This is a genomic window from Vineibacter terrae, assembly GCF_008039615.1.
Lineage (GTDB): Bacteria > Pseudomonadota > Alphaproteobacteria > Reyranellales > Reyranellaceae > Vineibacter > Vineibacter terrae.
Window position 1 is genome coordinate 63,290 of record NZ_VDUZ01000019.1, and the last position, 21,691, is coordinate 84,980.

The 21,691-nt window shown below is 68.8% G+C and carries 21 protein-coding genes; 10 read left to right on the plus strand and 11 right to left on the minus strand.

Annotated features, from left to right (window positions below; translation table 11 throughout):
• Window positions 1–44: 44 nt before the first annotated feature.
• From FHP25_RS17545 to FHP25_RS17565, 5 genes are all read right to left on the minus strand, one after another.
• The gene (locus tag FHP25_RS17545; RefSeq protein ID WP_147848245.1) at window positions 45–632 is read right to left on the minus strand and encodes a hypothetical protein; all 588 of its coding nucleotides are present in this window, start codon (window positions 630–632) and stop codon (window positions 45–47) included.
• A 142-nt stretch (window positions 633–774) separates the two neighbouring features.
• A complete protein-coding gene (locus FHP25_RS17550) occupies window positions 775–1,305 on the minus strand; it encodes a papain-like cysteine protease family protein (RefSeq protein WP_147848246.1) in 531 nt (176 codons plus the stop codon).
• Between the two features lie 145 nt (window positions 1,306–1,450).
• Window positions 1,451–2,359 (minus strand): sterol desaturase family protein, encoded by a 909-nt coding sequence (locus FHP25_RS17555; RefSeq protein ID WP_147848247.1) that lies wholly within the window; start codon window positions 2,357–2,359, stop codon window positions 1,451–1,453.
• Between the two features lie 203 nt (window positions 2,360–2,562).
• Window positions 2,563–3,636 (minus strand): acyl-CoA dehydrogenase family protein, encoded by a 1,074-nt coding sequence (locus FHP25_RS17560; RefSeq protein ID WP_147848248.1) that lies wholly within the window; start codon window positions 3,634–3,636, stop codon window positions 2,563–2,565.
• 12 nt (window positions 3,637–3,648) lie between these two features.
• Entirely contained in the window at window positions 3,649–4,806 is a 1,158-nt protein-coding gene (locus FHP25_RS17565) for an acyl-CoA dehydrogenase family protein (RefSeq protein ID WP_147848249.1), read from the minus strand.
• Between the two features lie 131 nt (window positions 4,807–4,937).
• Between FHP25_RS17565 and FHP25_RS17570 the strand changes: the two genes are divergently transcribed.
• From FHP25_RS17570 to FHP25_RS17580, 3 genes are all read left to right on the plus strand, one after another.
• On the plus strand, window positions 4,938–5,738 hold the full coding sequence (locus tag FHP25_RS17570) for a crotonase/enoyl-CoA hydratase family protein (protein ID WP_147848250.1): 801 nt from the start codon (window positions 4,938–4,940) through the stop codon (window positions 5,736–5,738).
• Between the two features lie 64 nt (window positions 5,739–5,802).
• Window positions 5,803–6,273, plus strand: a complete 471-nt coding sequence (locus FHP25_RS17575) for a nuclear transport factor 2 family protein (RefSeq protein WP_147848251.1) — start codon at window positions 5,803–5,805, stop codon at window positions 6,271–6,273.
• Window positions 6,274–6,593: 320 nt separating this feature from the next.
• A complete protein-coding gene (locus FHP25_RS17580; RefSeq protein ID WP_147848252.1) occupies window positions 6,594–7,448 on the plus strand; it encodes a hypothetical protein in 855 nt (284 codons plus the stop codon).
• Between the two features lie 52 nt (window positions 7,449–7,500).
• Here FHP25_RS17580 and FHP25_RS17585 read toward each other — a convergent pair whose 3' ends face one another.
• From FHP25_RS17585 to FHP25_RS17595, 3 genes are all read right to left on the minus strand, one after another.
• Window positions 7,501–8,514 carry a DUF3298 domain-containing protein gene (locus FHP25_RS17585; RefSeq protein ID WP_147848253.1) on the minus strand — a complete coding sequence of 338 codons (1,014 nt, stop codon included), beginning with the start codon at window positions 8,512–8,514 and terminating at the stop codon, window positions 7,501–7,503.
• A 5-nt stretch (window positions 8,515–8,519) separates the two neighbouring features.
• Window positions 8,520–9,671, minus strand: coding sequence for a pyridoxal phosphate-dependent aminotransferase (locus FHP25_RS17590; protein WP_147848254.1), 1,152 nt, complete (start codon window positions 9,669–9,671; stop codon window positions 8,520–8,522).
• Between the two features lie 223 nt (window positions 9,672–9,894).
• Window positions 9,895–11,226 (minus strand): gamma-glutamyltransferase, encoded by a 1,332-nt coding sequence (locus FHP25_RS17595; protein ID WP_178133595.1) that lies wholly within the window; start codon window positions 11,224–11,226, stop codon window positions 9,895–9,897.
• Between the two features lies 1 nt (window position 11,227).
• Here FHP25_RS17595 and FHP25_RS17600 point away from each other — a divergent pair, with 1 nt between their 5' ends.
• The gene (locus FHP25_RS17600) at window positions 11,228–12,610 is read left to right on the plus strand and encodes a M48 family metalloprotease (protein WP_178133596.1); all 1,383 of its coding nucleotides are present in this window, start codon (window positions 11,228–11,230) and stop codon (window positions 12,608–12,610) included.
• Between the two features lie 98 nt (window positions 12,611–12,708).
• The gene (locus tag FHP25_RS17605; protein ID WP_147848257.1) at window positions 12,709–13,440 is read left to right on the plus strand and encodes a DsbA family protein; all 732 of its coding nucleotides are present in this window, start codon (window positions 12,709–12,711) and stop codon (window positions 13,438–13,440) included.
• A 143-nt stretch (window positions 13,441–13,583) separates the two neighbouring features.
• On the opposite strand, the gene FHP25_RS17610 is transcribed toward FHP25_RS17605, so the two are convergent.
• From FHP25_RS17610 to hppD, 3 genes are all read right to left on the minus strand, one after another.
• Window positions 13,584–15,107, minus strand: a complete 1,524-nt coding sequence (locus FHP25_RS17610; protein WP_147848258.1) for a hypothetical protein — start codon at window positions 15,105–15,107, stop codon at window positions 13,584–13,586.
• Between the two features lie 199 nt (window positions 15,108–15,306).
• Window positions 15,307–15,951 (minus strand): maleylacetoacetate isomerase, encoded by a 645-nt coding sequence (maiA, locus tag FHP25_RS17615; protein ID WP_147848259.1) that lies wholly within the window; start codon window positions 15,949–15,951, stop codon window positions 15,307–15,309.
• A 164-nt stretch (window positions 15,952–16,115) separates the two neighbouring features.
• Window positions 16,116–17,189 (minus strand): 4-hydroxyphenylpyruvate dioxygenase, encoded by a 1,074-nt coding sequence (gene hppD, locus FHP25_RS17620; protein WP_218578425.1) that lies wholly within the window; start codon window positions 17,187–17,189, stop codon window positions 16,116–16,118.
• Between the two features lie 125 nt (window positions 17,190–17,314).
• Between hppD and FHP25_RS17625 the strand changes: the two genes are divergently transcribed.
• The 5 genes from FHP25_RS17625 (at window position 17,315) to hpnI (ending at window position 21,691) form a co-directional block, all read left to right on the plus strand.
• Complete coding sequence (locus FHP25_RS17625) at window positions 17,315–17,920, plus strand: MarR family winged helix-turn-helix transcriptional regulator (RefSeq protein WP_147848260.1); 606 nt, start codon at window positions 17,315–17,317, stop codon at window positions 17,918–17,920.
• A gap of 121 nt (window positions 17,921–18,041) precedes the next feature.
• Entirely contained in the window at window positions 18,042–18,500 is a 459-nt protein-coding gene (gene aroQ / locus FHP25_RS17630) for a type II 3-dehydroquinate dehydratase (RefSeq protein WP_147848261.1), read from the plus strand.
• 34 nt (window positions 18,501–18,534) lie between these two features.
• Window positions 18,535–18,987, plus strand: coding sequence for an acetyl-CoA carboxylase biotin carboxyl carrier protein (gene accB, locus FHP25_RS17635; protein ID WP_147848262.1), 453 nt, complete (start codon window positions 18,535–18,537; stop codon window positions 18,985–18,987).
• A gap of 54 nt (window positions 18,988–19,041) precedes the next feature.
• Entirely contained in the window at window positions 19,042–20,385 is a 1,344-nt protein-coding gene (gene accC, locus FHP25_RS17640; protein WP_147848263.1) for an acetyl-CoA carboxylase biotin carboxylase subunit, read from the plus strand.
• 160 nt (window positions 20,386–20,545) lie between these two features.
• Window positions 20,546–21,691, plus strand: coding sequence for a bacteriohopanetetrol glucosamine biosynthesis glycosyltransferase HpnI (gene hpnI / locus FHP25_RS17645; protein ID WP_269434398.1), 1,146 nt, complete (start codon window positions 20,546–20,548; stop codon window positions 21,689–21,691).

The window sequence follows — 21,691 nt, forward strand, 5'->3', positions numbered from 1 at the left end:
GCGATGACGGCCTTTTTATTGCCGATCGTCGGCTGGCTTCATCGTCAGCGCACGAAGTAGGACCGCACGATCGCCTGCACCTGCGTCTTGACGATGATCGTGCGTTTCTGCTTGGCCGGCGCCTCGTGCATGATGTTGCCGAGCTGCGGCAGGTGGTTGGGCGAGTTGGTCGCGGCATGGCCGATCTCGTGGATCAGCACCGACTCGTCGTTGGCGATCGCGCCGCTGACGAGGCAGTACGGCAGCCACGGCGAGCCCGTGGTGGTTCCCGGCGGCCGGGTCAGCACCGTCAGGCCCATGCCGGTGTCCTTGAACTCGCAGAAGATCACGGGCAGCCGTTGGCGCTTGTCGGGCGTTTTCTGGTCATCGAAGATGGCGCCCGCCTTGAGGCGCAGATCGTTGTACTCCTCCGGCAGCAGCGGCCGGTCGGGCACCTCGATGGTGTGCTTGTCGCTGCGCACCCTCCCGGGATAGACGTCGAAGCCGATATTGTGCTCGCCCAGCAGCTTCTCGGCGTAGTCGAGCACCGTCTTGGCGGTGTTGAGCTTGTAGTTCGACGCCCAGAACAGCGTCAGGCGCGCCTTCGCCAGGCCGGGGTTCTTGAAGCTCGGATCCCAATCTGAACTGGCCATGGCCCTCTCCCTTGCTCGGCCCGTCGCTGCCGCCGGTGTATGGGCCGCGCCGGTTTCCGCATGACTGCGCGGCCGCCGCGGTTGGTTTCATCTGTTGCGCGGCACCAGCGTGAGGCCGCACCGGCCGGCGCGTGCCAGGCCGCTATGCCGCCGCGTGCGCCGCGTGCAGCTGCACGCCCCCCATGGCGGTGCCGATCATGCCGATGAACAGGTCGAGCTTGCTGCGCTGGTCGAAGGCGCTGCCCGATGCCGATTGCGGGTTCAGCCACACGACCTTGTTCTCCCACGAGGCATAACCGCGGGCGATGATGGCGTGGGACGTCGTCGAATTGACGTTGCGGCCGATCCACAACGGTCCCTTGGCCAGCAAGGCGAGGAAGGCCTCCTCGCCCGACGTCTTGCCCCACCAGTTGGTGTTCAGCCTGAATTGCAGCGGCAGCATCGGCGCGAAGCCCAGCGCGAACGCCGCCAGGCTCCATTGCCGGCTGTCCAGCCCGTTGCTGTAGGCGTCATCAAAATTGATGTTGAAGGTCTTGAACTTGGCCCGGATGGCGGCCTCGCTGTTGTCCTTGCCGGCCTTCTTCAGCAGCATCTTGTAGCAGGCAAGCCAGCAGGTCGAGTTGGTCGGCTGCGCCATGCCGTTGATGTCGATCTTGTGGTCGATGTCGCCCATGAGCCTGTTCCTTGGGTCGTTCGGGCGCGGCCCAGGTGCCGCGCCTTCGGTGGCGGCTCTTTAGTTAGGGACTCTCTGTTTCCGGCCGACTTCGCTGTGCGCGCTGCTTGGTTTCATCTGTTGCACGCGCTGCGCGGCACCTGCATCACGGCCGGAAGAGCGCGCGCACGCCGGCGGCGGTGAAGGGCTGCATCAGCTGCCGCAGGAAGCCGCGCGCGATGCGCCCGCTGATGCCGATATCCGCCGGCGGCCGCCGCGGCGGGTTGAAATAGGTGCCCAGCAGCTTGTCCCACAGCACCAGGTTCTCGCCATAATTGCTGTCGCCCTCGCCCGGCACCATGGAGTGATGCCAGCGGTGCAGGGCCGGCGTGTTGAAGACATGGTCCAGCGGGCCGGTGCGCAGATCGATGTTGCAGTGTGTCAGCAGGCCGATGAACGCGGTCACGGCGCTGATCCACAGGAAGACCGGCAGCGGCGCGCCCAGCAGGTATAGCGGGGTCTGGCTGAGGACGATCTTGAACAGCGAGTCCACGACATGGAAGCGGCCCGTGTTGATGACCCAGAGCCGCCGCACGCTGTGATGCAGGGCGTGGAACCGCCACAGCACGCGCTTCTCGTGCGCCAGGCGGTGGGCGCCGTAGAGTCCGAGCTCGGCGATGACCAGGCCGAGCGCGACCTGCGCCACCATCGGCGCCTGGAGCGGCCAGGGCGATCCCGCCACGGGCATCCCCGACTCCGCTGCCGTGGCCACGACCATGGCGAAGCCGGTTATGATCGCGGCGCCGATCTGAGTCAGGCCCTTGTTCAGCAGCGTGTGGGCGAGATTGTCGACCGTTTCGTTGTCTGGCTGCAGCCAGCCTTCCTCGTGCGGCATCAGCCGCTCGAGGCCGCCGATCACCAGGGCGACTGTCAGATAGACCGCGTTGAACCACAGCAGGGGGTGGTCGCTGGCGAGCGCCAGGCCGGTCCCGAGAAGGCCGGCACCGAGGAGCAGCGGCCACAAGATCCAGGACAACACCGGCCGCAGACGGCTGGCGGCAGATAGCCGTATCATCAGGCCTCACGATCCAAGAGCAGGCCCGTGCCGGGGCGGCGGCGTCCGGCCCGATACCGACCATCGTCGGAAGGCGCATCGCAACTGCCATCCCGAGCGTGGCGAGGGATCTTCCCGGACGGCGCGCGCGGCGCGTCGTTCAGAAAGATCCCTCGCCACGCTCGGGATGACGGCGTGGATGTATCAGGCTGGTGCTTCGGGCGCTACGCCGCGATGCTGCTGGCGGTCAGCGACGGCCAGAACGCGTCGGCGCCGGCCTCGGCCAGCGCCCGCCCCAGCTTCGCGCCCCAGTAGGTCTCGCTGCCGTAGTCGCGCCGCCATACCCAGAGCCGGCGCGTGTAGTGGTGCAGCACGTGCTCGTAGGTGAAGCCCATGGCGCCCATCGACTGGTGCGCGATGGCGCAGATCTTGTGCGCCGCCTCGCCGGCCTGGGTCTTGGCCGCCATGATGGCGAAGGCGCCGTCGCCCTCCTCCGCATCGCGTGCCGCGGTGCGCGCCGCGGCACCGACCACGGCGACGTAGGTCGCCAGCTCGGCCAGCATGTGCTGGATGGCCTGGAAGGTGCTGATCGCGCGCCCGAACTGCACACGCTCCTTGGCATACTGCGTCGCCAGCGCCAGCACGCGGTCGGCCGCCCCGCTCATCTGGTTGACGCGCGCCAGCGCCGCCAGCTCCAGCGCCCTCTCGGGCGTCACCGACGTCGCCGCGCTCGCCGCGGCGGCAGCGCCGTCGAACGTCACGGTGTCGTAGGGCTCGCCGGTCTGGCCCTGCTGCGCCTCGATCTTCACCGCCGCGCGCGGCACCACCGCGACCTCGGTGCCGGCGGCGCCCGGCGCCACCACGACGATCGAGTCGGCGACCGATGCGAAGGCCACGCGCTGGGCCCGGCCCGCCAGCTTGCCGCCGGCGATCCGCACCGGCGATCCGGCGCCGGCGATCACCAGCGCCAGCGGCCCGGCGGGCGGCGTGAGCCCCGCCTGGGCCACGAGCATCGCGCCCAGGCCGGTCTCAGCCAGCGGCAGCGGCACGGCATGACGGCCCGCCTCGCGCAGCACCGCCATCAGGTCGCCGATGGTGCCGCCGGCGCCGCCGGCGCTCTCGGGCACCGCCGCCCAGGGCAGGCCGGCGTCCTCGACCTGGCGCCAGAGACCGGCCGGCCATGTGCCCTTCTCGAGCTCGTTGATGACCTCGCGCGTCGCCTCGGCCGCGAACAGGCGCGCGGCCGTCTCGACGAACATCTGGCGGGTTTCGTTTTCCGGTGTCTGCTCGGTGGTCATCGCTCGTGTCCTTCAGCGCAGGCCCAGGCCGCGGGCGATGATGCCGCGCAGGATCTGGGTCGTGCCGCCCTGGATGGAATAGGCCGGCGCCGCCAGCGTCGCCATCTGGCACATGTCGAGGAAGTCGGCGATGTCGTCGGCGTCGGCGGCATCCGATTCGGCCAGCACGCGCGCGACCTCGGGCAGATCCTGCTGGAAATGCGTGCCGAGATCCTTGGTCACCGCGCCCTCGGTGACCGGCGACTTGCCGTTCTCGAGCATGCCGGCCACCGACAGCGACATCTGCCGCAGGCTCCACAGCCGCGCCGCGAGCTTGCCCACCACTTCCTGGGCGTGGCGGCCGGGCTGGCGGCCCACGAGCTTCACCAGCTCCTTCAGCACATGCACGTTGGTCAGGAAGCGCTCCGGCCCGCTGCGCTCATGAGCCAGCTCGGACGTGACCTGCATCCAGCCATCGCCCTCGTTGCCCAGCATCATGGAGTCGGGCACCAGGCAGTCGCGGAACACGACCTCGTTCCAGTCGTGCTTGCCGTTGAGGTTGATGATCGGGCGGATGGTGATGCCCGGCAGCGACAGGTCGATCACCAGCTGGCTCAGCCCGCGATGCTTGTCCTCGCGCGTGCCCGACGTGCGCAAGAGCGTGATGGCGTAGTGCGAGCGGTGCGCGCCGCTGGTCCAGATCTTGGTGCCGTTCACCAGCCAGCCGCCGTCGACCTTGTCGGCGCGGGTGCGCACCGAGGCCAGGTCGGAGCCGGAATCGGGCTCGCTCATGCCGATGGCGAAGTAGCACTCGCCCTTGACGATGCGCGGCAGGATCGAGCGCTTCATCTCCTCGCTGCCGAAGCGCAGGATGCCGGGGCCGCTCTGGCGGTCGGCGACCCAGTGCGAGCCGGCGGGCGCGTTGTTGGCCAGCAGCTCCTCGGTGACGACGTAGCGGTGCAGGAAGCTCTTCTCGCCGCCGCCATACTGCCTGGGCCAGGTGATGCCGATCCAGCCCTTGGCCCCGAGCTTCTTGCTGAACTCCGGCGAGCGGCTGTTCCAGCTCTTGAAGCGGTCGCCGCCGGTGATGGTGGGCAGGGTCTGCTTGAGGAAGGCGCGGATCTCGGTCCGCAGCGCCTCGGTGTCCGGCGGCAGCCGAAACGGCGGGAACTCGAGCGCGGGCGCGGTCATCGCGGACGTCCTCCAACGGGTGCGCAGGGCAGCCTGCCCCAATATCGCGTTGGAAAGCCGGCCGCCGTCGATTAATCCTAGAACCCATAGTGCCAAAGTAAACGTCGAACCAGAGGCCCGAGGGTGCACGGATGAGCGACAAACTGCTGTACGAAAAAAGCGACAACATCGTCACGTTGACCCTCAACGACCCCGATGTGCGCAACGCCATCTCCGACGAGTCGATGATCAGCGGGCTGGTCGACGCCCTGCGCCGGATCAATGACGACTACGACGTGCGCTGCGTCATATTGACCGGCGCCGGGACCGCCTTCAGCTCGGGCGGCAACGTCAAGAAGATGCAGCGCCAGGACGGCATGTTCGCCGCCGGGGCCTACAACGTGCGCGTCGGCTACCTGCGCGGCATCCAGCGCATCCCGCTGGCGATGTACGAGCTGGAGGTGCCGATCATCGCCGCCGTCAACGGGCATGCGATCGGCGCCGGCTGCGACCTCGCCTGCATGTGCGACATCCGCATCGCCGGCAAGAGCGCCCGCTTCGCCGAGAGCTTCGTCAAGCTGGGCCTGATCCCGGGCGATGGCGGCGCCTGGTTCCTGCCGCGCGCCGTGGGCGCCTCCAACGCCCGCTTGATGGCATTCACCGGCGAGCAGTTCGACGCCGAGCAGGCGCTGCAGATGGGGCTCGTCTCCAAGGTCGTCGACGATGCCAGGCTGATGGACGAGACCCGCGCGCTGGCGCGGCGGATCGCCGCCAATCCCGCCTACGGGCTGCGCATGGCCAAGCGCCTGCTGCGCGAAGGCGAGCGCAGCGAGCTGCAGAGCCTGCTCGACATGTCGGCCTCGATGCAGGCGATCGCGCATCAGACCGAGGACCACAAGGAGGCGGTCGACGCCTTCGTTGAGAAGCGCAAGCCGGTGTTCAAGAACCGCTGAGCGGCACGGGCACGAACGACACTGGCTCGAACGAGATGGGCACGAAACGGGGAGCAGCACCGCCATGGCAGGACGTCCGCGCTTCGTGCCCCTGATCGCCGGCCTCGAGGAGGAGGACCGCGATGGCGTCGCCGAGGCCAACCGCAACTTCTACCGCGCCTTCATGCGCCGGGACCTCGCCGCGCTTGAGGAGCTGTGGGCCAGCGCCACGCCTGTCGCCTGCCTGCACCCCGGCCAGCCGCCGCTGTTCGACCGCGCTACGATCATGGCGAGCTGGCAGGCGATCATGCGCAATCCCGAGACTCCGGCCCAGATCAAGATCGTCGAGGACCGCCTCATCGTGCGCGGCCGCATGGGCGTGGTGATCTGCCGCGAGGTGCTGCCCAAGGCGCATCTGGTGGCGACCAACATGTTCGTGCGCGAAGGCGATGCCTGGAAGATCGCGCACCACCAGTCGGCCCTGGCGCCGCCGCCGAAGGACCGGCCGACGCAGCCCGCCGCCGCCCCCAGGCGCGACCGCCGCAACCTGCATTGACGGGCCACGGCGCGTGCGCGCGCCTTGACGGCGCAGATTGTTGACGCGGCCCTGACGCCGCGGAATTGAAAGATCACCTTATCGGTGCATCAGCAGTTTTAATTGGGTGGCTTGCTGCCGGCGGCGTAGCGTTCGTCGAAGGCGCGGCAGCAGGGCGATCGCATATCGTCCACCCGTCATCCCGAGCGCAGCGAGGGATCTCCTGCGGCAAGGTGCACGGTGCGCTATTCGCGGGAGATCCCTCGCTGCGCTCGGGATGACGGACCGGGCGACGCCGCGGCGCATATTCGATCGCCCCGGGTGCGGCAGGAGCAGTCACCATGTTCGAAGACGCGTTCAAGCTGAAGATCACGCCCGCCGGGCTGGAGAAGGATGCCGCGACGCAATACACGTCGGCCGTCCGCGCCGTCCTGTACAAGATCCACCAGTCGCAATCCGGCAAGGCGCTGCTGGGCTCGATCCGCTTCCACGGCTTTGTCGTCGACATCATCCCCTATCCGGACGAGGAGGGTGACGCCTGCGGCGCCGACGTCGAGCCGAACTACGACCAGGTCACCACCATCGTGATGCCGACCGTGCGCTACACGCCCGGCAAGTTCACCAAGGGCGGCTCGTGCGCGCACCTGCCCGGCAAGGGCTGGACGGAATCGATCCTGTTCCACGAGCTGGTGCATGCCCTGCGGGACATCTCGCAAAGCAAGCGGCGCGACTACACCGGCGTGGTCATGACCGGCGGCCTCTACCGCTACGACACCTTCGAGGAGTTCATCGCCGTGCTGTGCGAGGACATCTACACGTCCGAGCGCGGCAACCCGCATATGCTGCTGGGTGATCATCGCGGGATCACGCCGCTTGACCCCGAGCTGGCCGACTCGTTCAAGTTCTTCGCCAGCGGCTCCCGGACGTATCGCTTCGTCGCCCGCTTCTGCCAGGAGAACCCCGGCTTCAGCAAGTTGATGTCCCAGGTACGGGCGTCCTTCAATCCGCTCGCGGCCTACTACAAGGACCCGCAGAAGGCCCTGCGCTATTCCTCGCAGCCCTCGGCGCACGAGCGCGATGCCGACGGCGTCTGGGGCAAGATGTTCGAAAGGAAGCGGGAACGGACGCTGCCCCCCGGCGGACCGCCGAATGTCCCGGCGCCGCGCCCCTACGGTGCCCCGATCCGACGGCCGTGAAATTCCTCCCTTCTCCCCGCCTGCGCGGAGAGAAGGACAGAAGCTCAACTGCCTACCGCGCCTTGGCGGCCAGCGGGCCGTCCTTGCGGATGTACGGCGCCAACGCCTGATACGTCAGGTCGACCTCGTAGGGCCCGGCGGCATAGGGCCCGACCGCATACGGGTCGAACGTCAGCGTCACCTTGTCATCGGCGAAGACCCAGCGGCTCGGCTCGATCACCATCTTGCGCAGCTCGGCCGGCGCCAGCGCTTCCTCGAAACCCGGGCGCTCCTCGAACTGCTTCTTCAGGTCCGTGCGCACCAGGCCGGTGATCGCATCCTGCCAGCCCGACGCCGGGTCGAGGATGTCGTCCAGGCCCAGCAGCCGTCCGGTCGTGAGCTCGACGTGCCAGGCGGTGCGGCCGTGATTGGGATGGGCGCCGCCGGCGTAGGCCATCCAGTCCGCATCGACTGTCGCCAGCCGGGGCGGCACGACCAGCACGGCATGGCCGCTCTCGAAGAACCAGCCGATGTCCGGCATGCCGCCATCGGCCTTCGTGGGCGGCCGCATCTCGGCCGCGAACTTGTCGACCCAGCCCTTGATGGCGGCATTGGCGCGCGCGTAGTCGACACCGGCGCGCTCGAAGACGGGATAGCTCGCCGCGATCCGGTAGGGCACGCCGCCGCGGCGGCCCTGCTCGATCAGACGCCGCTCGGCGACGAACGGATAGTCGGCGCCCGCCGGCAGCATGGCCAGCCACTCGGCCCGCTGCTCGGCGAGCTCGCGGTGGCACATCGCGAGCTCGTCGTCCTTCTGTCCCGCGCACATGCGCTGCCGATCGGCCAGCCATGCCAGCTGGTCGCGCTGCAGGTGCTCGCGCGCCGCTGCGTCCGTCAGGGACCCAAGCCGTTGCCGATAGGCGCCGGCCATCTTGCGGTCGGCCGCCGCGGCGTCCTTGTCGCCGCAGATCACCCTCTCGACCTCGCTCGAGGCCTTGGCACAGTCGAAGCTGGGGCCGGTCCGGGCCGACGCCCCCGGGACAACGCACGCGATGGCGATGCCGATCACACCTGCGCACATCCTCATGGCGTTCACCGCTTCCAGTGTGTCAGGCGGCGGACCGCCTCCTCCATGTCGGCGGTCGAGCCGGCGAACGAGAAGCGCAGCGTGCGATGGCCGCGCTGCGGATCGAAATCGACGCCGGGCGTCGCCGCCACGCCGGCTTCGCGCAGCATGCGCCGGCAGAAATCGACGCTGTCGTTGGTCAGGTGCGCCACGTCGGCATAGAGGTAGAAGGCGCCGGTCGGCCGCGTCAGGTGATCGAAGCCGGCCTTCGGCAGCCCGGCCAGCAGCAGGTCGCGGTTGACGCGGTAGCGCCGGACATGCGCCTCCAGCTCCTCGGTGCAGTCGAACGCCGCCAGCGCGGCGAACTGCGACAGGGTCGGCGTCGAGATCAGCAGGTTCTGCGTCAGCCGCTCGATGGGGCGCACCAGCGCCGGCGGCACCACCATCCAGCCGATGCGCCAGCCGGTCATCGAGAAGTATTTCGAGAAGCTGTTGATGACGATGGCGTCGTCGGTCACCTCGAGCGCGCTGACGCCGCGCTCCTCGAATGTCAGGCCGTGATAGATCTCGTCCGAGATCAGCCGCATGCCGCGCTCACAGCAGGTGGCGGACAGCGCCGCCATCTCGTCGCGCGACACCATGGTGCCGGTCGGATTCGACGGGCTGGCGACGATCAGCCCGGCCAGGCCGCCGCCGGTGGCAGCCAGCGCCGGCACGGTGGGCTGATAGCGCTCGGCCTCGGTGGTGACGATATCGACCGGCACCATCCCCAGCGCCGCCAGGATGTTGCGATAGGGCGGATAGCCCGGCGCCGCCATCGCCACCCGCGCGCCCGGGTCGAAGGCGGCAAGGAACGCCATCAGGAAGGCGGCCGACGAGCCGGTCGTGACCACCACCCGCTGCGGATCGAGCGTCACGCCGTACCACTGCGCATAATGCCGGGCGATGCGCTCGCGCAGCGGCGGGATGCCCAGCGCCTCGACATAGCCGATGCGGTCGCGGTCGAGCGCGGCATGCGCCGCCGCCAGCGCCCCTTTCGGGGCCGACGTGCTGGGCTGGCCGACCTCGCAGTGGATCACCTTCTCGCCGCGCGCCTCCATCTCGTTGGCGGCGCTGATCACGTCCATGACGATGAAGGGCGGCACGATCTCGGCGCGCTTGGACACCCCTTTGCTCATGGCGTGATCCTGCCCGGCCGGGGGATGCATGGTGGAACGCAAACGCGCTGGGGGCGCGCCACTCCGTGGCGCGTCATGCTCGTGGTTCCTTGTTGCGGCCCAGGCACTGCAGCCGCGTTGAGGCGCCATGACGCGCCACGGAGTGGCGCGCGCCCAGCGTCTGTTCGCAGCACCGTGCGCCACTCCGCCTTCGAGATCGTCATATCGGGCACCCCTCCCAGGTTCAGCGGGCCGAGGTCAGCGCGAGGCCGTAGCTTCGCGGATCGACGCCGAGCTGGCACAGGGTGCGGTTCTCGCGCACGCCGCGCGGGCAGGCGACCATGCCGACCTGCGCGCCGCTGACGGCCGACAGCGCCGAGGGCAGCGGCATGCCCTCGCGCATCACCTGCCGGGCCACCGTGCCCAGGGCGGCCGTCGCCCCGGGCCCGCCGGAGGCGACGCCGACCAGCATGGAATCACCGGTGTTGCGGTTGGCGATCAGCATCGGGCCGATCAGCGCGTTGCCGCCGCCGCCGGGGGCGCCCATCATGATGCCGGTGCCGGGCGCGACCTTGCGGGCGCCGAACAGCTGCCCCATGCCGACGGTGCAGGCCACCGCGTTGGCGTTGCGATCGAGCGCCGCGAAGCCGGCCTCGCCGCCGGCATAGGCGCCGCCGCCGGCGCCGCCCTGTCCGGTGAACGCCGCCTGCGTGGCGCTGCCGGCAAACGGCGCCGGCGCGAAATAGGCGGTATGGTCGCCCACCGGAACCTGGATCGGCTCGACGACGCTGGCGACGGCCTCGCGCAGGTTCTGCAGCGTCAGCCCGCCGCCGGCCGACTGCACCGAGTCGACCAGCTGGCGCGCGAACTGGCCCTGGAAGAAGTCGACGCCGCCACGGGCGCGGATCGAGCCCAGGCTGCTGCCCAGGTCGCGCTGCACGAACGGATCGCCCTCGCCGATCGCCGTGCCGCCGCCTTTCTCATAGATCCGCCGTGCCGCGGGATCGAGGCCGATCTGCGCCACGCCGGCCTGCAGGTCGCGGGCCAGCGCCCGCGACACCGATGCGCCATCGCGGGCGATGCGCTCGCCCGGCGCCACCAGCGCTTCCCATCGCGCCTGCCCATGCCGGACATGCAGCAGGGTCATGCCGCGCACCGCCGTCGGCGTCGCGACATCGAAGCCCTTGGTGGCCGGCCCCGCCGGCGTCGACGGAAAGATGATGGCCTCGGCCTTGTGCGTCTTGGCGTTATGCACCAGGCAGACACCGCCGGCCCCCAGGCTCGCGCCCGATGGCAGGGTCGCCGACAAGGCGAAATACATGGCTACCGCGGCGTCGGCGGCGGTGCCGCCGGCGGCCAGGATGTCACGGCCGGCCTCGGCCGCAAGCGGCTCGTCCGCCACAACTGCGCCAAAAAAGCCCTCCACGAATCCCGGCTGGCCTTTCTCAACCTTGGGTCCGCAGGCCGCCAGCACCGCCACACCCGCCGCCAGGGCGGCGACGGCGCGTTGACGCGGCGCACGCCGGTCCCTAGCTTCGTGGAACAGTCGGGGAGTGATGAGTTTGCCGGGACGCATCGTGACTTCGATCCTCGCGGTGACCACGTTGTCGCTGGCGCTGATGGCACCGGCCTTGCCGGCCGCCGCGCAGCGTGGCGATGCTATCGTTTTAGTGCGTGATGCCGAGATAGAAAACGCGATTCGCACCATGGTCGCCCCGATCCTGCGGGCGGCCAACCTCGATGCCAACGCCGTCGAGGTCCATCTCGTGCAGGACCGCCGCATCAACGCCTTCGTCGCCGGCGGCCAGCGCATCTTCCTCAACACCGGCCTGATCATGCGCACCGAGAGCGCCAACCAGCTCCTGGGTGTCATTGCGCACGAGGCCGGCCACATCCGCGGCGCCCATCTCGTGGCGCTGCAGGAAGCGCTGCGCAACGCCACGGCGCAGATGATCCTGGAGACGATCCTCGCCGGCGCCGCGATGGCGGCATCGTCCACCAACCGGCGGCCCGACGGCTACTCCGGCGGCGGCCAGAACCCGCAGAACGTTCCGGGACCGCCGGGCGTGCCCGGCGCCGTGAGGACCCTGCTGAGCTACACGCGCGGGCAGGAGCAGCAGGCCGACCAGGCCGGCGTCACCTTCCTGGAGCGCGCCGGCATGTCGCCGCGCGGCATGCTCGAGGTCATGCGCATGCTGCAGCAGCAGGAGCGCATCTATGTCGGCAGCGGCGCCGATCCCTATCTGCGCACCCATCCGATGTCGAGCGAGCGCATCACCTTCCTCGAGGAGGCCGTGGCCCGCTCGCGCATCAACACCTCCGATCCGCCGCAATATCGCGAGCTGCATGCGCGCATGGTCGCCAAGACGCTGGGCTATTTCGAGCCGCAGCGCGCGATGCAGAAATATCCGCAGACCGACAACTCGACCGCCGGCCGGTACGGCCGCGCCATGGCGCTGTTCCGGCTCGGGCAGCCCCAGGCCGCGATCGCGATGGCTGATCAGCTGATCCGCGAGAATCCGCGCGACCCCTATTTCCACGAGTTCAAGGGCGACGTGCTGCGCGAGAGCGGCCAGCCGGCCGCCGCGGTGGGCGCCTACAGCCAGGCCGTGGCGCTGCTGCCGCGCGATGCGGCGCTGCGTTTCGGCCTGGGCCAGGCGCAGTTCTACGCCCGCCAGCAGGTGGCCGCGACCAAGACGCTGGAGCAGGTCGTGCAGATGGAGCCGACCAATGTCGCGGCCTGGGACCTGCTGCAGAAGGCCTACGATGCCAGCGGCAACACGGCCATGCGCGATCTCGCCGCCGCCGAGTATTTCTATCTGCAGGGCCACCGCAGCCGGGCTGCCTTCAAGGCCGAGGCCGCCAGCCGCAGCCTGCCGCGCGGAACGCCGGCTTGGCTGCGGGCCCAGGACCTCAAGATCGCCATCGACAACGACAGGAACGACAAGTCGCGGCGATGAGCCTCCTCCTGGTCGCGCCAAGTTGATCGTCACGGGCGCTGCCGCGTGCTACGCCCCTTCCCAACCCCTCTCTCAGCCCCTCGTCACTGGAGACTGAAATGCGCCTGCCGCGCTCCCTGATCGCCCTCGCCCTGATCGCGCTGCCGGCCGTGGCCAGCGCCCAGACCTCGCCGCCGCCGGACCGCGAGGCGATCGAGAAGATCGTGCGCGAGTACCTGATGAAGAACCCCGAGGTCATCATCGAGGCGGTGCAGGAGCTGGAGAAGCGCCAGGCGTCGGCACGCGACCAGGCTTCCCAGCAGGCCATCTCCCAGCGCAAGGCCGAGCTGATCAGCGATCCCGGCACGCCGGTCGGCGGCAATCCCGACGGCGACGTGACGATCGTCGAGTTCTTCGACTATCACTGCGGCTACTGCAAGCGCGCGCATCCGACCATGCAGAGCGTGGTCAAGGCCGACTCGAAGATCCGCATCGCCTACAAGCAGATGCCGATCCTGACGCCCAACTCGCGCGTGGCGGCGGCCGGCGCGCTGGCGGCGGCGCGGCAGGGCAAGTACATGGAGATGCACAATGCGCTGATGGAGGCGCGCGGCGAGCTGACCAATGACCGTGTCATCCAGATCGCGGCCGGCATCAAGCTCGACACCGCCAAGCTGGAAAAGGACATGGCCGCCCCCGAGATCGCCCAGCAGATCGACCGCAGCCTTGAGCTCGCCAAGGCCCTGGGCATCGACGGCACACCGGCTTTCGTGATCGGCAACAAGCTGATCCCCGGCGCCGTCGACGCCTCCACCATCCGCGCCGCCGTCGCCGACGCCCGCAAGGGTTGAGACAGCAGCTTACGCGGCGTCTTCACCGTCATCCCGAGTTCACCGTCATCCCGAGCGCCGGCGAGGGATCTCCCGCGAAAGACGCACGGTGCGCCATTCGCAGGAGATCCCTCGCTGGCGCTCGGGATGACAATCCAATTTATCTACGGCGTGTGGCTGCCGGTCAGGCCGAGGCGATCGGCGGCCGCAGCCGGGTCTCCCAGAAGACCGAGACCAAGGGATCCGAAGGTGACGGGCGCGGCCGGCTCCAGCCCGACTGCCAGCGTGCCAGGGCGGCCCAGGAACTGCAGCACGGCATCGACGACGGCCGCGACCCGCGGCGAGCCCGCGCCATAGGCCTGTGCGCCATCGCGAATTTGCGCCGCCCGTGCCTGCCTGAAGGCGGCTTCGGGCTGCCCGGCCGCCTGCGCGCCGTGGGCGATGGCGCGGTTGGCCAGCCCCTCGTCGCGGTAGATCAGGCGCACCCATTCCAGCGATGCCGCGGCCAGCGACTGCACCATCGCATCGACTCCGTCGGCGCCGGCAGGGGCGCTGACATCGATGCCTGACAGGGCGTAGGTCAGGGACAGCGCTCCGGCGCCGGGGACATTGAAATCGCAAGGCGCCATCTTCCAGCTCTTGCGCGCGTAGTCGGAATCGCTGACGCAGGCGATCGTTCCCTTCAAGGCCGGATAGCCCAGGCCCGACAGGATCCGCGCCACCGGCGAATCGGCGTCGGCGGGGGCCGCCAGCTCGATTCCCTCGACATGGAAGCTCACGCGTTCGGTGCGCCCGTCAGCCAGGCGGGACACGTCGGCGCCCATGCGCGCGACGCTGAAACCATGCGCCGCCAGCGCCGTGCCGCCCAGCGCCTGCAACGCCCAGCGGTCGACCTGCGGCTTGCGCGCCGGATCGGAGCCCGACACCGGCCGGCCGGCGGCCATGTCCGGCAGCGCCCGCGTCAGGTCGATGCCGGAAACGATGATCGCACCGATGGTCACGGCATCCCGCTCGTTGTCGTCCTCCTTCTCGAGGAACCGCAGGTCGTCGATCCGTGCTTCCGCGATACGGCCGGCATCGATGCCGCGCGCGCCGAGCCGGGCAATGCGCAAGCCCTCATCCTCCGAGGTATCACGATGGACGGCATCGGAGATGGCGATCTCCGCGATGCGGATGCCGGGCGCCAGGATGCCGACGACCTTGGCGATCTCGTCGCTGAGATTGGCTTTCGTCGGCGCAACCGCGAACTGCCGCAAGGCGACGGCACCAGTCGACACCGCCGCCACGGTCGTCTCGCCGTCGCTCGCCTGCATGTCGATGCTTCGGATCTCGACCAGGCTGGCGACCTGCACGAAATCGCCCTGCCCCTTGCCGTCCTTGTAGCGTGCCGGGTTGATCACGTTGTCGAACGCTGCCGGCTGCGGATCGACGATGGCGATCTGCTCGATCGCGATGCGCCCGGCGTCAGGCCCGCTCAGCTCGACATTCGAAACGACCAGGCGACGCTGCACGATATCGAAGTTGACATTGCCGTACTTGAAGGCAGTGAGCGGCGCCGGCGGCGAGCGCACCCATGCATCGAGCATGGCGCGCGCTTCGCGTTCGAGGAGGTTCTGCGCGACGGCAATGGCGCTCCATGCCAGCGCGGCGACCACCACCGTGCCGAAGACATACTTCCGCCATCGCATGCGCTGCCTCCCCCCGAGCCTCACAGGGGCGTTCGTACATGACCTCGCCGTCATCCCGAGCACCGGCGAGGGATCTCCTGCGGCAAGGCGCACGATGCGCTATTCGCAGGAGATCCCTCGCCGGCGCTCGGGATGACGGCAGAGGCATATGCGAATACCCTGGCCGAGCCGAGGTAAGGCCCGAGGCGTGCCGGTCTTGTCAAGCTTCCGCGTCGGGCTGCTTGGCCGGCTGCGCCTGGTCGAAGGCCGGCACCGCCATACAGGCCTCGAAGATGCGCATCAGGGTCGGATACCTGGTCAGGTCGTTGCCGAAGCGCCGGGCGTTGAACACCTGCGGCACCAGGCACATGTCGGCGATCGTCGGCGCATCACCATGGGAGAAGCGGCCGGTCTGGGGGTGGCCCGCCACCGATGCCTCGTAGGCCGTGAAGCCGACATCGATCCAGTGCCGCGCCCATGCCTGCTTGCCGGCCTCGTCCTGGCCGCAGGCCGTGCCGAGATAGCCGAGCACGCGCAGGTTCTGGATCGGATGGATCTCGCAGGCCGGGATCATCGCCAGCGACCGCACCCGGGCGCGGCCGACCGGGTCCCTGGGCAGGATCGGCGGCTCGGGGTGCGTTTCCTCCAGGTACTCCAGGATCGCCAGCGACTGCGCCAGCGCCGTGCCGTCGTCAAGCACCAGCGCCGGCACGAGCTGCTGCGGGTTGACGCGCGTATAGGCCGGCGCGACCTGCTCCTGACGGCGCAGGTGGATGAAGGCGAACTCGGGCGCGACGCCCTTGAGGTTCATCGCAATGCGCACGCGGAACGCCGCCGACGAGCGGAAATAGCCGTAGAATTTCATGGTGCCCCCCTTGGCTACCTCTCCCGCAAGCGGGAGAGGTCGACGCGCGCGTAGCGCGCGGCGGGTGAGGGCTTCACGCACGACACCTCGTCCCTGGCCCCTCACCCTCCCATCGTGCTTGCGCGCGATGGGCCCCTCCCTCTCCCGCATGCGGGAGAGGGTCGTCAAGCCTTCAGCACGCCACGGCGGATCTGGTCGAGCTCGATCGACTCGAACAGGGCGCGGAAATTGCCCTCGCCGAAGCCGTCGTCGCCCTTGCGCTGGATGATCTCGAAGAAGATCGGGCCGATGACGGTGGTGGTGAAGATCTGCAGCAGCCGGCCGCCATCGGCCGTGGGCGCGCCGTCGATCAGGATGCGGTTGCGCTGCAGGCGCGCGACGTCCTCGCCATGGCTGGGTAGGCGCTTGGAGATGCCTTCGTAGTAGGTGTCGAGCGTGTCCTGGAACACCACGTTGCGGGCCCGCAGCGCCTCGACCGTGGCGTAGATGTCGCTGCTGCCCAGCGCCACGTGCTGGATGCCCTCGCCGTGATAGGCTGAAAGGTATTCCTGGATCTGCGACTTGTCGTCCGAGCTCTCGTTGATCGGGATGCGGATCTTGCCGCACGGGCTGGTCATGGCCTTCGACTTCAGGCCGGTCAGCTTGCCCTCGATATCGAAGTACTTGATCTCACGGAAATTGAAGAGCCGTTCGTAGAACTCAGACCACTCGGACATGCGGCCGCGATGCACGTTGTGGGTCAGGTGGTCGATATAGGTGAGGCCGACGCCGGCGGGATGGGTCTCGACGCCGGGCAGATAGTCGAAGTCGACGTCGTAGATGGTGCCCTTGGCGCCGTAGCGGTCGACCAGATAGATCAGGCTGTCGCCGATGCCCTTGATGGCCGGGATGTTCAGCTCCATGGGGCCGACCTTGCCCTCGACACCCCAGGCGCCCAGCGACAAGGCGCGCTTGTAGGCCTGGGCAGCGTTCCTCACCCGGAAGGCGATGGCGCAGATGCTGGGCCCATGAACGCGCGCGAAGCCCTGGGCGAAGCTCTCGGCCTCGGCGTTGACCACGAAGTTGATGTCGCCCTGGCGATAGAGCGTCACGTTCTTGGACCGGTGCCGCGCGACGGCGACAAAGCCCAGGCTTTCGAACAGCCGTCCCAGCGCCTCGGGATCGGGCGCGGTGTACTCGATGAACTCGAACCCGTCGGTGCCCATCGGGTTGACGGCGTCGGCAGCACTCGTGGCCATGTCGTCCTCCGGACCGCCCGGCGGCCAGGCGATTTGACCGGCCGCCGGAATTAGTTTCAAATGAAACTATCAGCCTTGACAATTGGTTTCAACCGCAACCATTCCAGCGAGGAAAGCGGCTTTCGATGCCTCCTCCCAAGCCCGCCGCATCGACACTGGCCCTGGAGCGCTTCCTGCCCTACCGGTTGTCGATCCTGAGCCAGCTCGTCAGCGCCTCGGTGCACGACCAGTATTTCGAGCCCTCGCAGCTGACCATACCGCAATGGCGGGTGATGGCGGTGCTGGGCCGGTTCGCGCCCCTGTCGGCGAATCAGGTGGGCAACCGCACGCTGATGGACAAGGTCACGGTCAGCCGCGCCGTCGCCGCCCTGCTCGAGCGCGGCCTGGTCGAGCGCGCAACCGACGACAGCGACCGGCGCCGCTCGGCGCTGCGGCTGTCGGCGGCCGGCCAGCGCCTGCACGACCATATCGCCCCTCTGGCGCTCGACTACGAAGCCCGCCTGCTGGCCTGCCTGGCGCCGGACGAGCGCCAGACGCTCGACCGTCTGCTCGACCGGCTGATGGACCACGCCCACACCCTGCGCGGCACCGGTGAAGCCTCCCCCAACGCAGTTGGGGGAGGTGGCCGGAGGCCGGAGGGGGAACCGACGTGGTCTCTCAGTGGCAAACACCACGTCGGCTCCCCTCCGCCCCTTCGGGGCACCTCCCCAGCAAAGCTGGGGAGGAAATGACGCGTCTACTCCACAGACTGAGGGGCGAGAACCCCCGGGTGCCTTGCCGGCGGGAAGCGCCATGCTATAAGGCCGGCGGCGGCTGCGCAGGGCCGTCGACAAGAAACCTCAAGCGGTTGAAATGGCTGCACAAAACAAGCCCGTCCTGGTCTTGAACGGGCCCAACCTGAACATGCTCGGCAAGCGCCAGCCGGAAATCTATGGCCGGGAGACGCTGGCCGACGTCGAGGCGGCGTGCCGCGCCGAGGCGGCCCGCCTCGGCCTGGGGGTCGATTTCTTCCAGAGCAATCACGAAGGCGCGCTGGTCGACCGCATCCAGCAGGCGCGCGACGCCAATTCGGCGATCATCATCAATGCCGGCGCCTACACCCATACCTCGGTCGCCATCCTCGATGCGCTCAACGCCGCCGAGCTGCCGGTGATCGAGGTGCACCTTTCGAACATTCACCGCCGCGAGCCGTTCCGCCACCACTCCTATGTCAGCCAGGCGGCGCTCGGCATGATCGCCGGCCTCGGCAGCCAGGGCTATCTCTTCGCCCTGCAGGCGCTGGCGCGGCGGCTGGCCGATGCGCCACAATAAACCCGGCACTTCCCCCCTCGAAGGACCCAACACCATGTCGAAGAACCAGGACGACCTCGACCTCGTGCGCAAGCTGGCGGACATGCTGAACGACGCCGGTCTGAGCGAGATCGAATACGAGGCCGATGATCGGCGCATCCGCGTGTCGCGGATGCTGACGCCGGTGGCGGCGCCGATGGCGGCGATGCCGGGCATGGCGATCCCCACCCTGCCCGGCGCAGCCGTGGCGCCCAACGGCGCCGACGACAGCAATCCGGGCGCCGTGAAGTCGCCGATGGTGGGCACCGCCTACCTGGCGCCGGAGCCCGGCAAGCCGCCTTTCGTCGCCGTCGGCGACAAGGTGGCGGCGGGGCAGACGCTGCTGATCATCGAGGCCATGAAGACCTTCAATCCGATCAAGGCACCCAAGGCCGGCACCGTCACCAAGGTCGTGGTGGAGAACGCGCAACCTGTCGAGTTCGGCCAGGTGCTCGTGATCGTGGAGTAAGCGCGTGGCGCTGACCGCCGCATCCGCCCGACAGTCTGTTCCGGAGACGGCCGCATGTTCGACAAGGTGCTGATCGCCAACCGCGGCGAGATCGCGCTGCGTATCCACCGTGCCTGTCACGAGATGGGCATCCAGACGGTCGCCATCCATTCGACGGCCGACAACGACGCCATGCATGTGCGCCTGGCCGACGAATCGGTGTGCATCGGCCCGCCGCCGGCCAAGGACAGCTACCTCAACATTCCCGCCATCCTGTCCGCCGCCACCATCGTCGGCGCCGACGCGATTCATCCCGGCTACGGCTTCCTGTCGGAGAATGCCCGCTTCGCCGAGCTGGTGGAGGAGCACGAGTTCACCTTCATCGGCCCGACGCCGCAGCACATCCGCATGATGGGCGACAAGATCGTGGCCAAGCAGACGGCGGCCGAGCTCGGCCTGCCGCTGGTGCCGGGGTCGCCGGGGCCGGTCGAGAGCATCGACGAGATCAAGGCGCTGGGCCGTTCCATCGGCTATCCCGTCCTGATCAAGGCGGTGGCCGGCGGCGGTGGCCGCGGCATGAAGGTGGTCGAGAACGAGGCGCAGGCGGAGGAAGCCTTCAACCTCGCCCGCCAGGAGGCCTTGGCCGCGTTCGGCAACGGCGCCGTCTATGTCGAGAAGTACCTCGGCCGGCCGCGCCATATCGAGATCCAGATCCTGGCCGACACGCACGGCAACGTGGTGCATCTGGGCGAGCGCGACTGCTCGCTGCAGCGCCGTCACCAGAAGGTGCTGGAGGAGACGCCCTCGCCGGCCCTCAATCGCGAGATGCGCGAACGCATCGGCCGGCTTGCCGCCGATGCGATGCGCAAGATGGGCTATCGCGGCGTCGGCACGCTGGAGTTCCTGTTCCAGGACGGCGAGTTCTACTTCATCGAGATGAACACGCGCCTGCAGGTCGAGCACCCGATCACCGAGGCGATCACCGGCATCGACCTGGTGCGCGAGCAGATCCGCGTCGCCACCGGCGCGCCGCTGGGCTTCGCCCAGGCCGACGTGAAGTTCTCCGGCCATGCCATCGAGTGCCGCATCAACGCTGAGCACCCCGAGACCTTCGTGCCCTCGCCGGGCCGGATCACCGAGTACCATCCGCCCGGCGGCCTGGGCGTGCGCGTCGATTCGGCGCTCTATGCCGGCTACCGCATGCCGCCCTACTACGACAGCCTCGTCGCCAAGCTGATCGTCGCCGGCACCAACCGCAACGAATGCCTGATGCGGCTGCGCCGGGCGCTCGAGGAGTATGTCGTGGGCGGCATCGACACCACGATCCCGCTGCACCAGCGCCTGATCGCGCAGCCCGACTTCGTCAACGGCGACTACGACATCCACTGGCTCGAGCGCCTGGTGGGGCTGAAGAAGTAGTTTTTTCGTCGGTGGCCAGGGTCACCGACGCTGCTGGTGACGGGTCGGACCGCGCCGCTCCAGCGGCGCTCATGGGCTGCATCGCGAAGAGCGCCGCTGGAGCGACGCGGTCCCAGCTGTCGCCAGCACTGCCGGTGGACGGGCACGAGGAAACCGAAGGTTGTCACAGGTCACCACCTACGCCGGCTGGGCTGTGATGGCGTTGGCGCTGTGCGGCGGCGCCTATGCGGTGGCCACGGCCGTGCTCGCCGGCCGCGTCCTGCGGCGGGCACCCGATCCCCTGCCGGCGCCGCTGCCCGCCGTCACGATCCTCAAGCCGCTGCACGGCGATGAGCCCGGCCTGGAAGCGGCGCTGGCGAGCTTCCTCACCCAGGCCTATGCCGCGCCCGTGCAGCTCATCCTGGGCCTCCATGCCGAGGATGATCCCGCGCACGCCGTGGCGGTGCGCTTGCGGCAGCGTTTCTCCGACCGCGACATCACCGTCGTTACCGATCCGCGCCTGCATGGCGCCAATCGCAAGATATCCAACGTCATCAACATGATGCCGCACGCCCGGCACGACATGCTGGTGCTGTCCGACAGCGACATCAGCGTTGGGACCGATTATCTGCAGGCTGTCGCGGCAAGCCTCGCCCGCCCCGGCGTGGGTGCGGTGAGTTGTCTCTACACCGGCCGCGGACTGGCGACGGCCTGGTCCCGGCTGGCGGCCATGGACATCAGCTACCGGTTCTTGCCCAACGCCGTCTTCGGCATCGCCACCGGCCTGGCGCATCCCTGCTTCGGCTCGACCATCGCGCTCACCCGCCAGACGCTGTCCGCGATCGGCGGTTTTGTCGCATTCGCCGACCTGCTGGCGGATGACTACGAGATCGGCCGTGCCGTCCGCGCCCGCGGGCTGGCGCTGGCCTACCCGCCGCTGACCGCCAGCCATGGCTGCGCCCAAGCCAGCTTCGGCGCGCTGGCGGACCAGGAGCTGCGCTGGGCGCGCACCATCCGCACCATCGATCCTGCCGGCCACGCCGGGAGCGTCGTCACCCATGCCCTGCCCCTGGGCCTGATCGGCGCCGCCCTGCTGGGCTTTTCCCTCACAGCCTGTGTGGTCTTGGCGGGGCTCCTCGCCGCACGTCTTTCCTTGAAGCGGCGACTGGATCATATAGTCGGTTCCAGCGCGGGCCCGTCCTGGCTTCTGCCGGTTCGGGATGTGCTATCATTTGGGCTGTTCGCCGTGTCGCTGGTCGGCAGCACGGTGGACTGGCGCGGCAAACGACTCCGCATCGGCAAAAGCGGGGCGATGTCGTCTTCATAG

Excerpts from the sequence above, each read along its gene's own strand:
- FHP25_RS17545 (WP_147848245.1), bottom strand. The coding sequence starts at position 632 with ATGGCCAGTTCAGATTGGGATCCGAGCTTCAAGAACCCCGGCCTGGCG.
- FHP25_RS17550 (WP_147848246.1), bottom strand. The coding sequence starts at position 1,305 with ATGGGCGACATCGACCACAAGATCGACATCAACGGCATGGCGCAGCCG.
- FHP25_RS17555 (WP_147848247.1), bottom strand. The coding sequence starts at position 2,359 with ATGATACGGCTATCTGCCGCCAGCCGTCTGCGGCCGGTGTTGTCCTGG.
- FHP25_RS17560 (WP_147848248.1), bottom strand. The coding sequence starts at position 3,636 with ATGACCACCGAGCAGACACCGGAAAACGAAACCCGCCAGATGTTCGTC.
- FHP25_RS17565 (WP_147848249.1), bottom strand. The coding sequence starts at position 4,806 with ATGACCGCGCCCGCGCTCGAGTTCCCGCCGTTTCGGCTGCCGCCGGAC.
- FHP25_RS17570 (WP_147848250.1), top strand. The coding sequence starts at position 4,938 with ATGAGCGACAAACTGCTGTACGAAAAAAGCGACAACATCGTCACGTTG.
- FHP25_RS17575 (WP_147848251.1), top strand. The coding sequence starts at position 5,803 with ATGGCAGGACGTCCGCGCTTCGTGCCCCTGATCGCCGGCCTCGAGGAG.
- FHP25_RS17580 (WP_147848252.1), top strand. The coding sequence starts at position 6,594 with ATGTTCGAAGACGCGTTCAAGCTGAAGATCACGCCCGCCGGGCTGGAG.
- FHP25_RS17585 (WP_147848253.1), bottom strand. The coding sequence starts at position 8,514 with ATGAGGATGTGCGCAGGTGTGATCGGCATCGCCATCGCGTGCGTTGTC.
- FHP25_RS17590 (WP_147848254.1), bottom strand. The coding sequence starts at position 9,671 with ATGAGCAAAGGGGTGTCCAAGCGCGCCGAGATCGTGCCGCCCTTCATC.
- FHP25_RS17595 (WP_178133595.1), bottom strand. The coding sequence starts at position 11,226 with ATGCGTCCCGGCAAACTCATCACTCCCCGACTGTTCCACGAAGCTAGG.
- FHP25_RS17605 (WP_147848257.1), top strand. The coding sequence starts at position 12,709 with ATGCGCCTGCCGCGCTCCCTGATCGCCCTCGCCCTGATCGCGCTGCCG.
- FHP25_RS17610 (WP_147848258.1), bottom strand. The coding sequence starts at position 15,107 with ATGCGATGGCGGAAGTATGTCTTCGGCACGGTGGTGGTCGCCGCGCTG.
- maiA (WP_147848259.1), bottom strand. The coding sequence starts at position 15,951 with ATGAAATTCTACGGCTATTTCCGCTCGTCGGCGGCGTTCCGCGTGCGC.
- hppD (WP_218578425.1), bottom strand. The coding sequence starts at position 17,189 with ATGGCCACGAGTGCTGCCGACGCCGTCAACCCGATGGGCACCGACGGG.
- FHP25_RS17625 (WP_147848260.1), top strand. The coding sequence starts at position 17,315 with ATGCCTCCTCCCAAGCCCGCCGCATCGACACTGGCCCTGGAGCGCTTC.
- aroQ (WP_147848261.1), top strand. The coding sequence starts at position 18,042 with ATGGCTGCACAAAACAAGCCCGTCCTGGTCTTGAACGGGCCCAACCTG.
- accB (WP_147848262.1), top strand. The coding sequence starts at position 18,535 with ATGTCGAAGAACCAGGACGACCTCGACCTCGTGCGCAAGCTGGCGGAC.
- accC (WP_147848263.1), top strand. The coding sequence starts at position 19,042 with ATGTTCGACAAGGTGCTGATCGCCAACCGCGGCGAGATCGCGCTGCGT.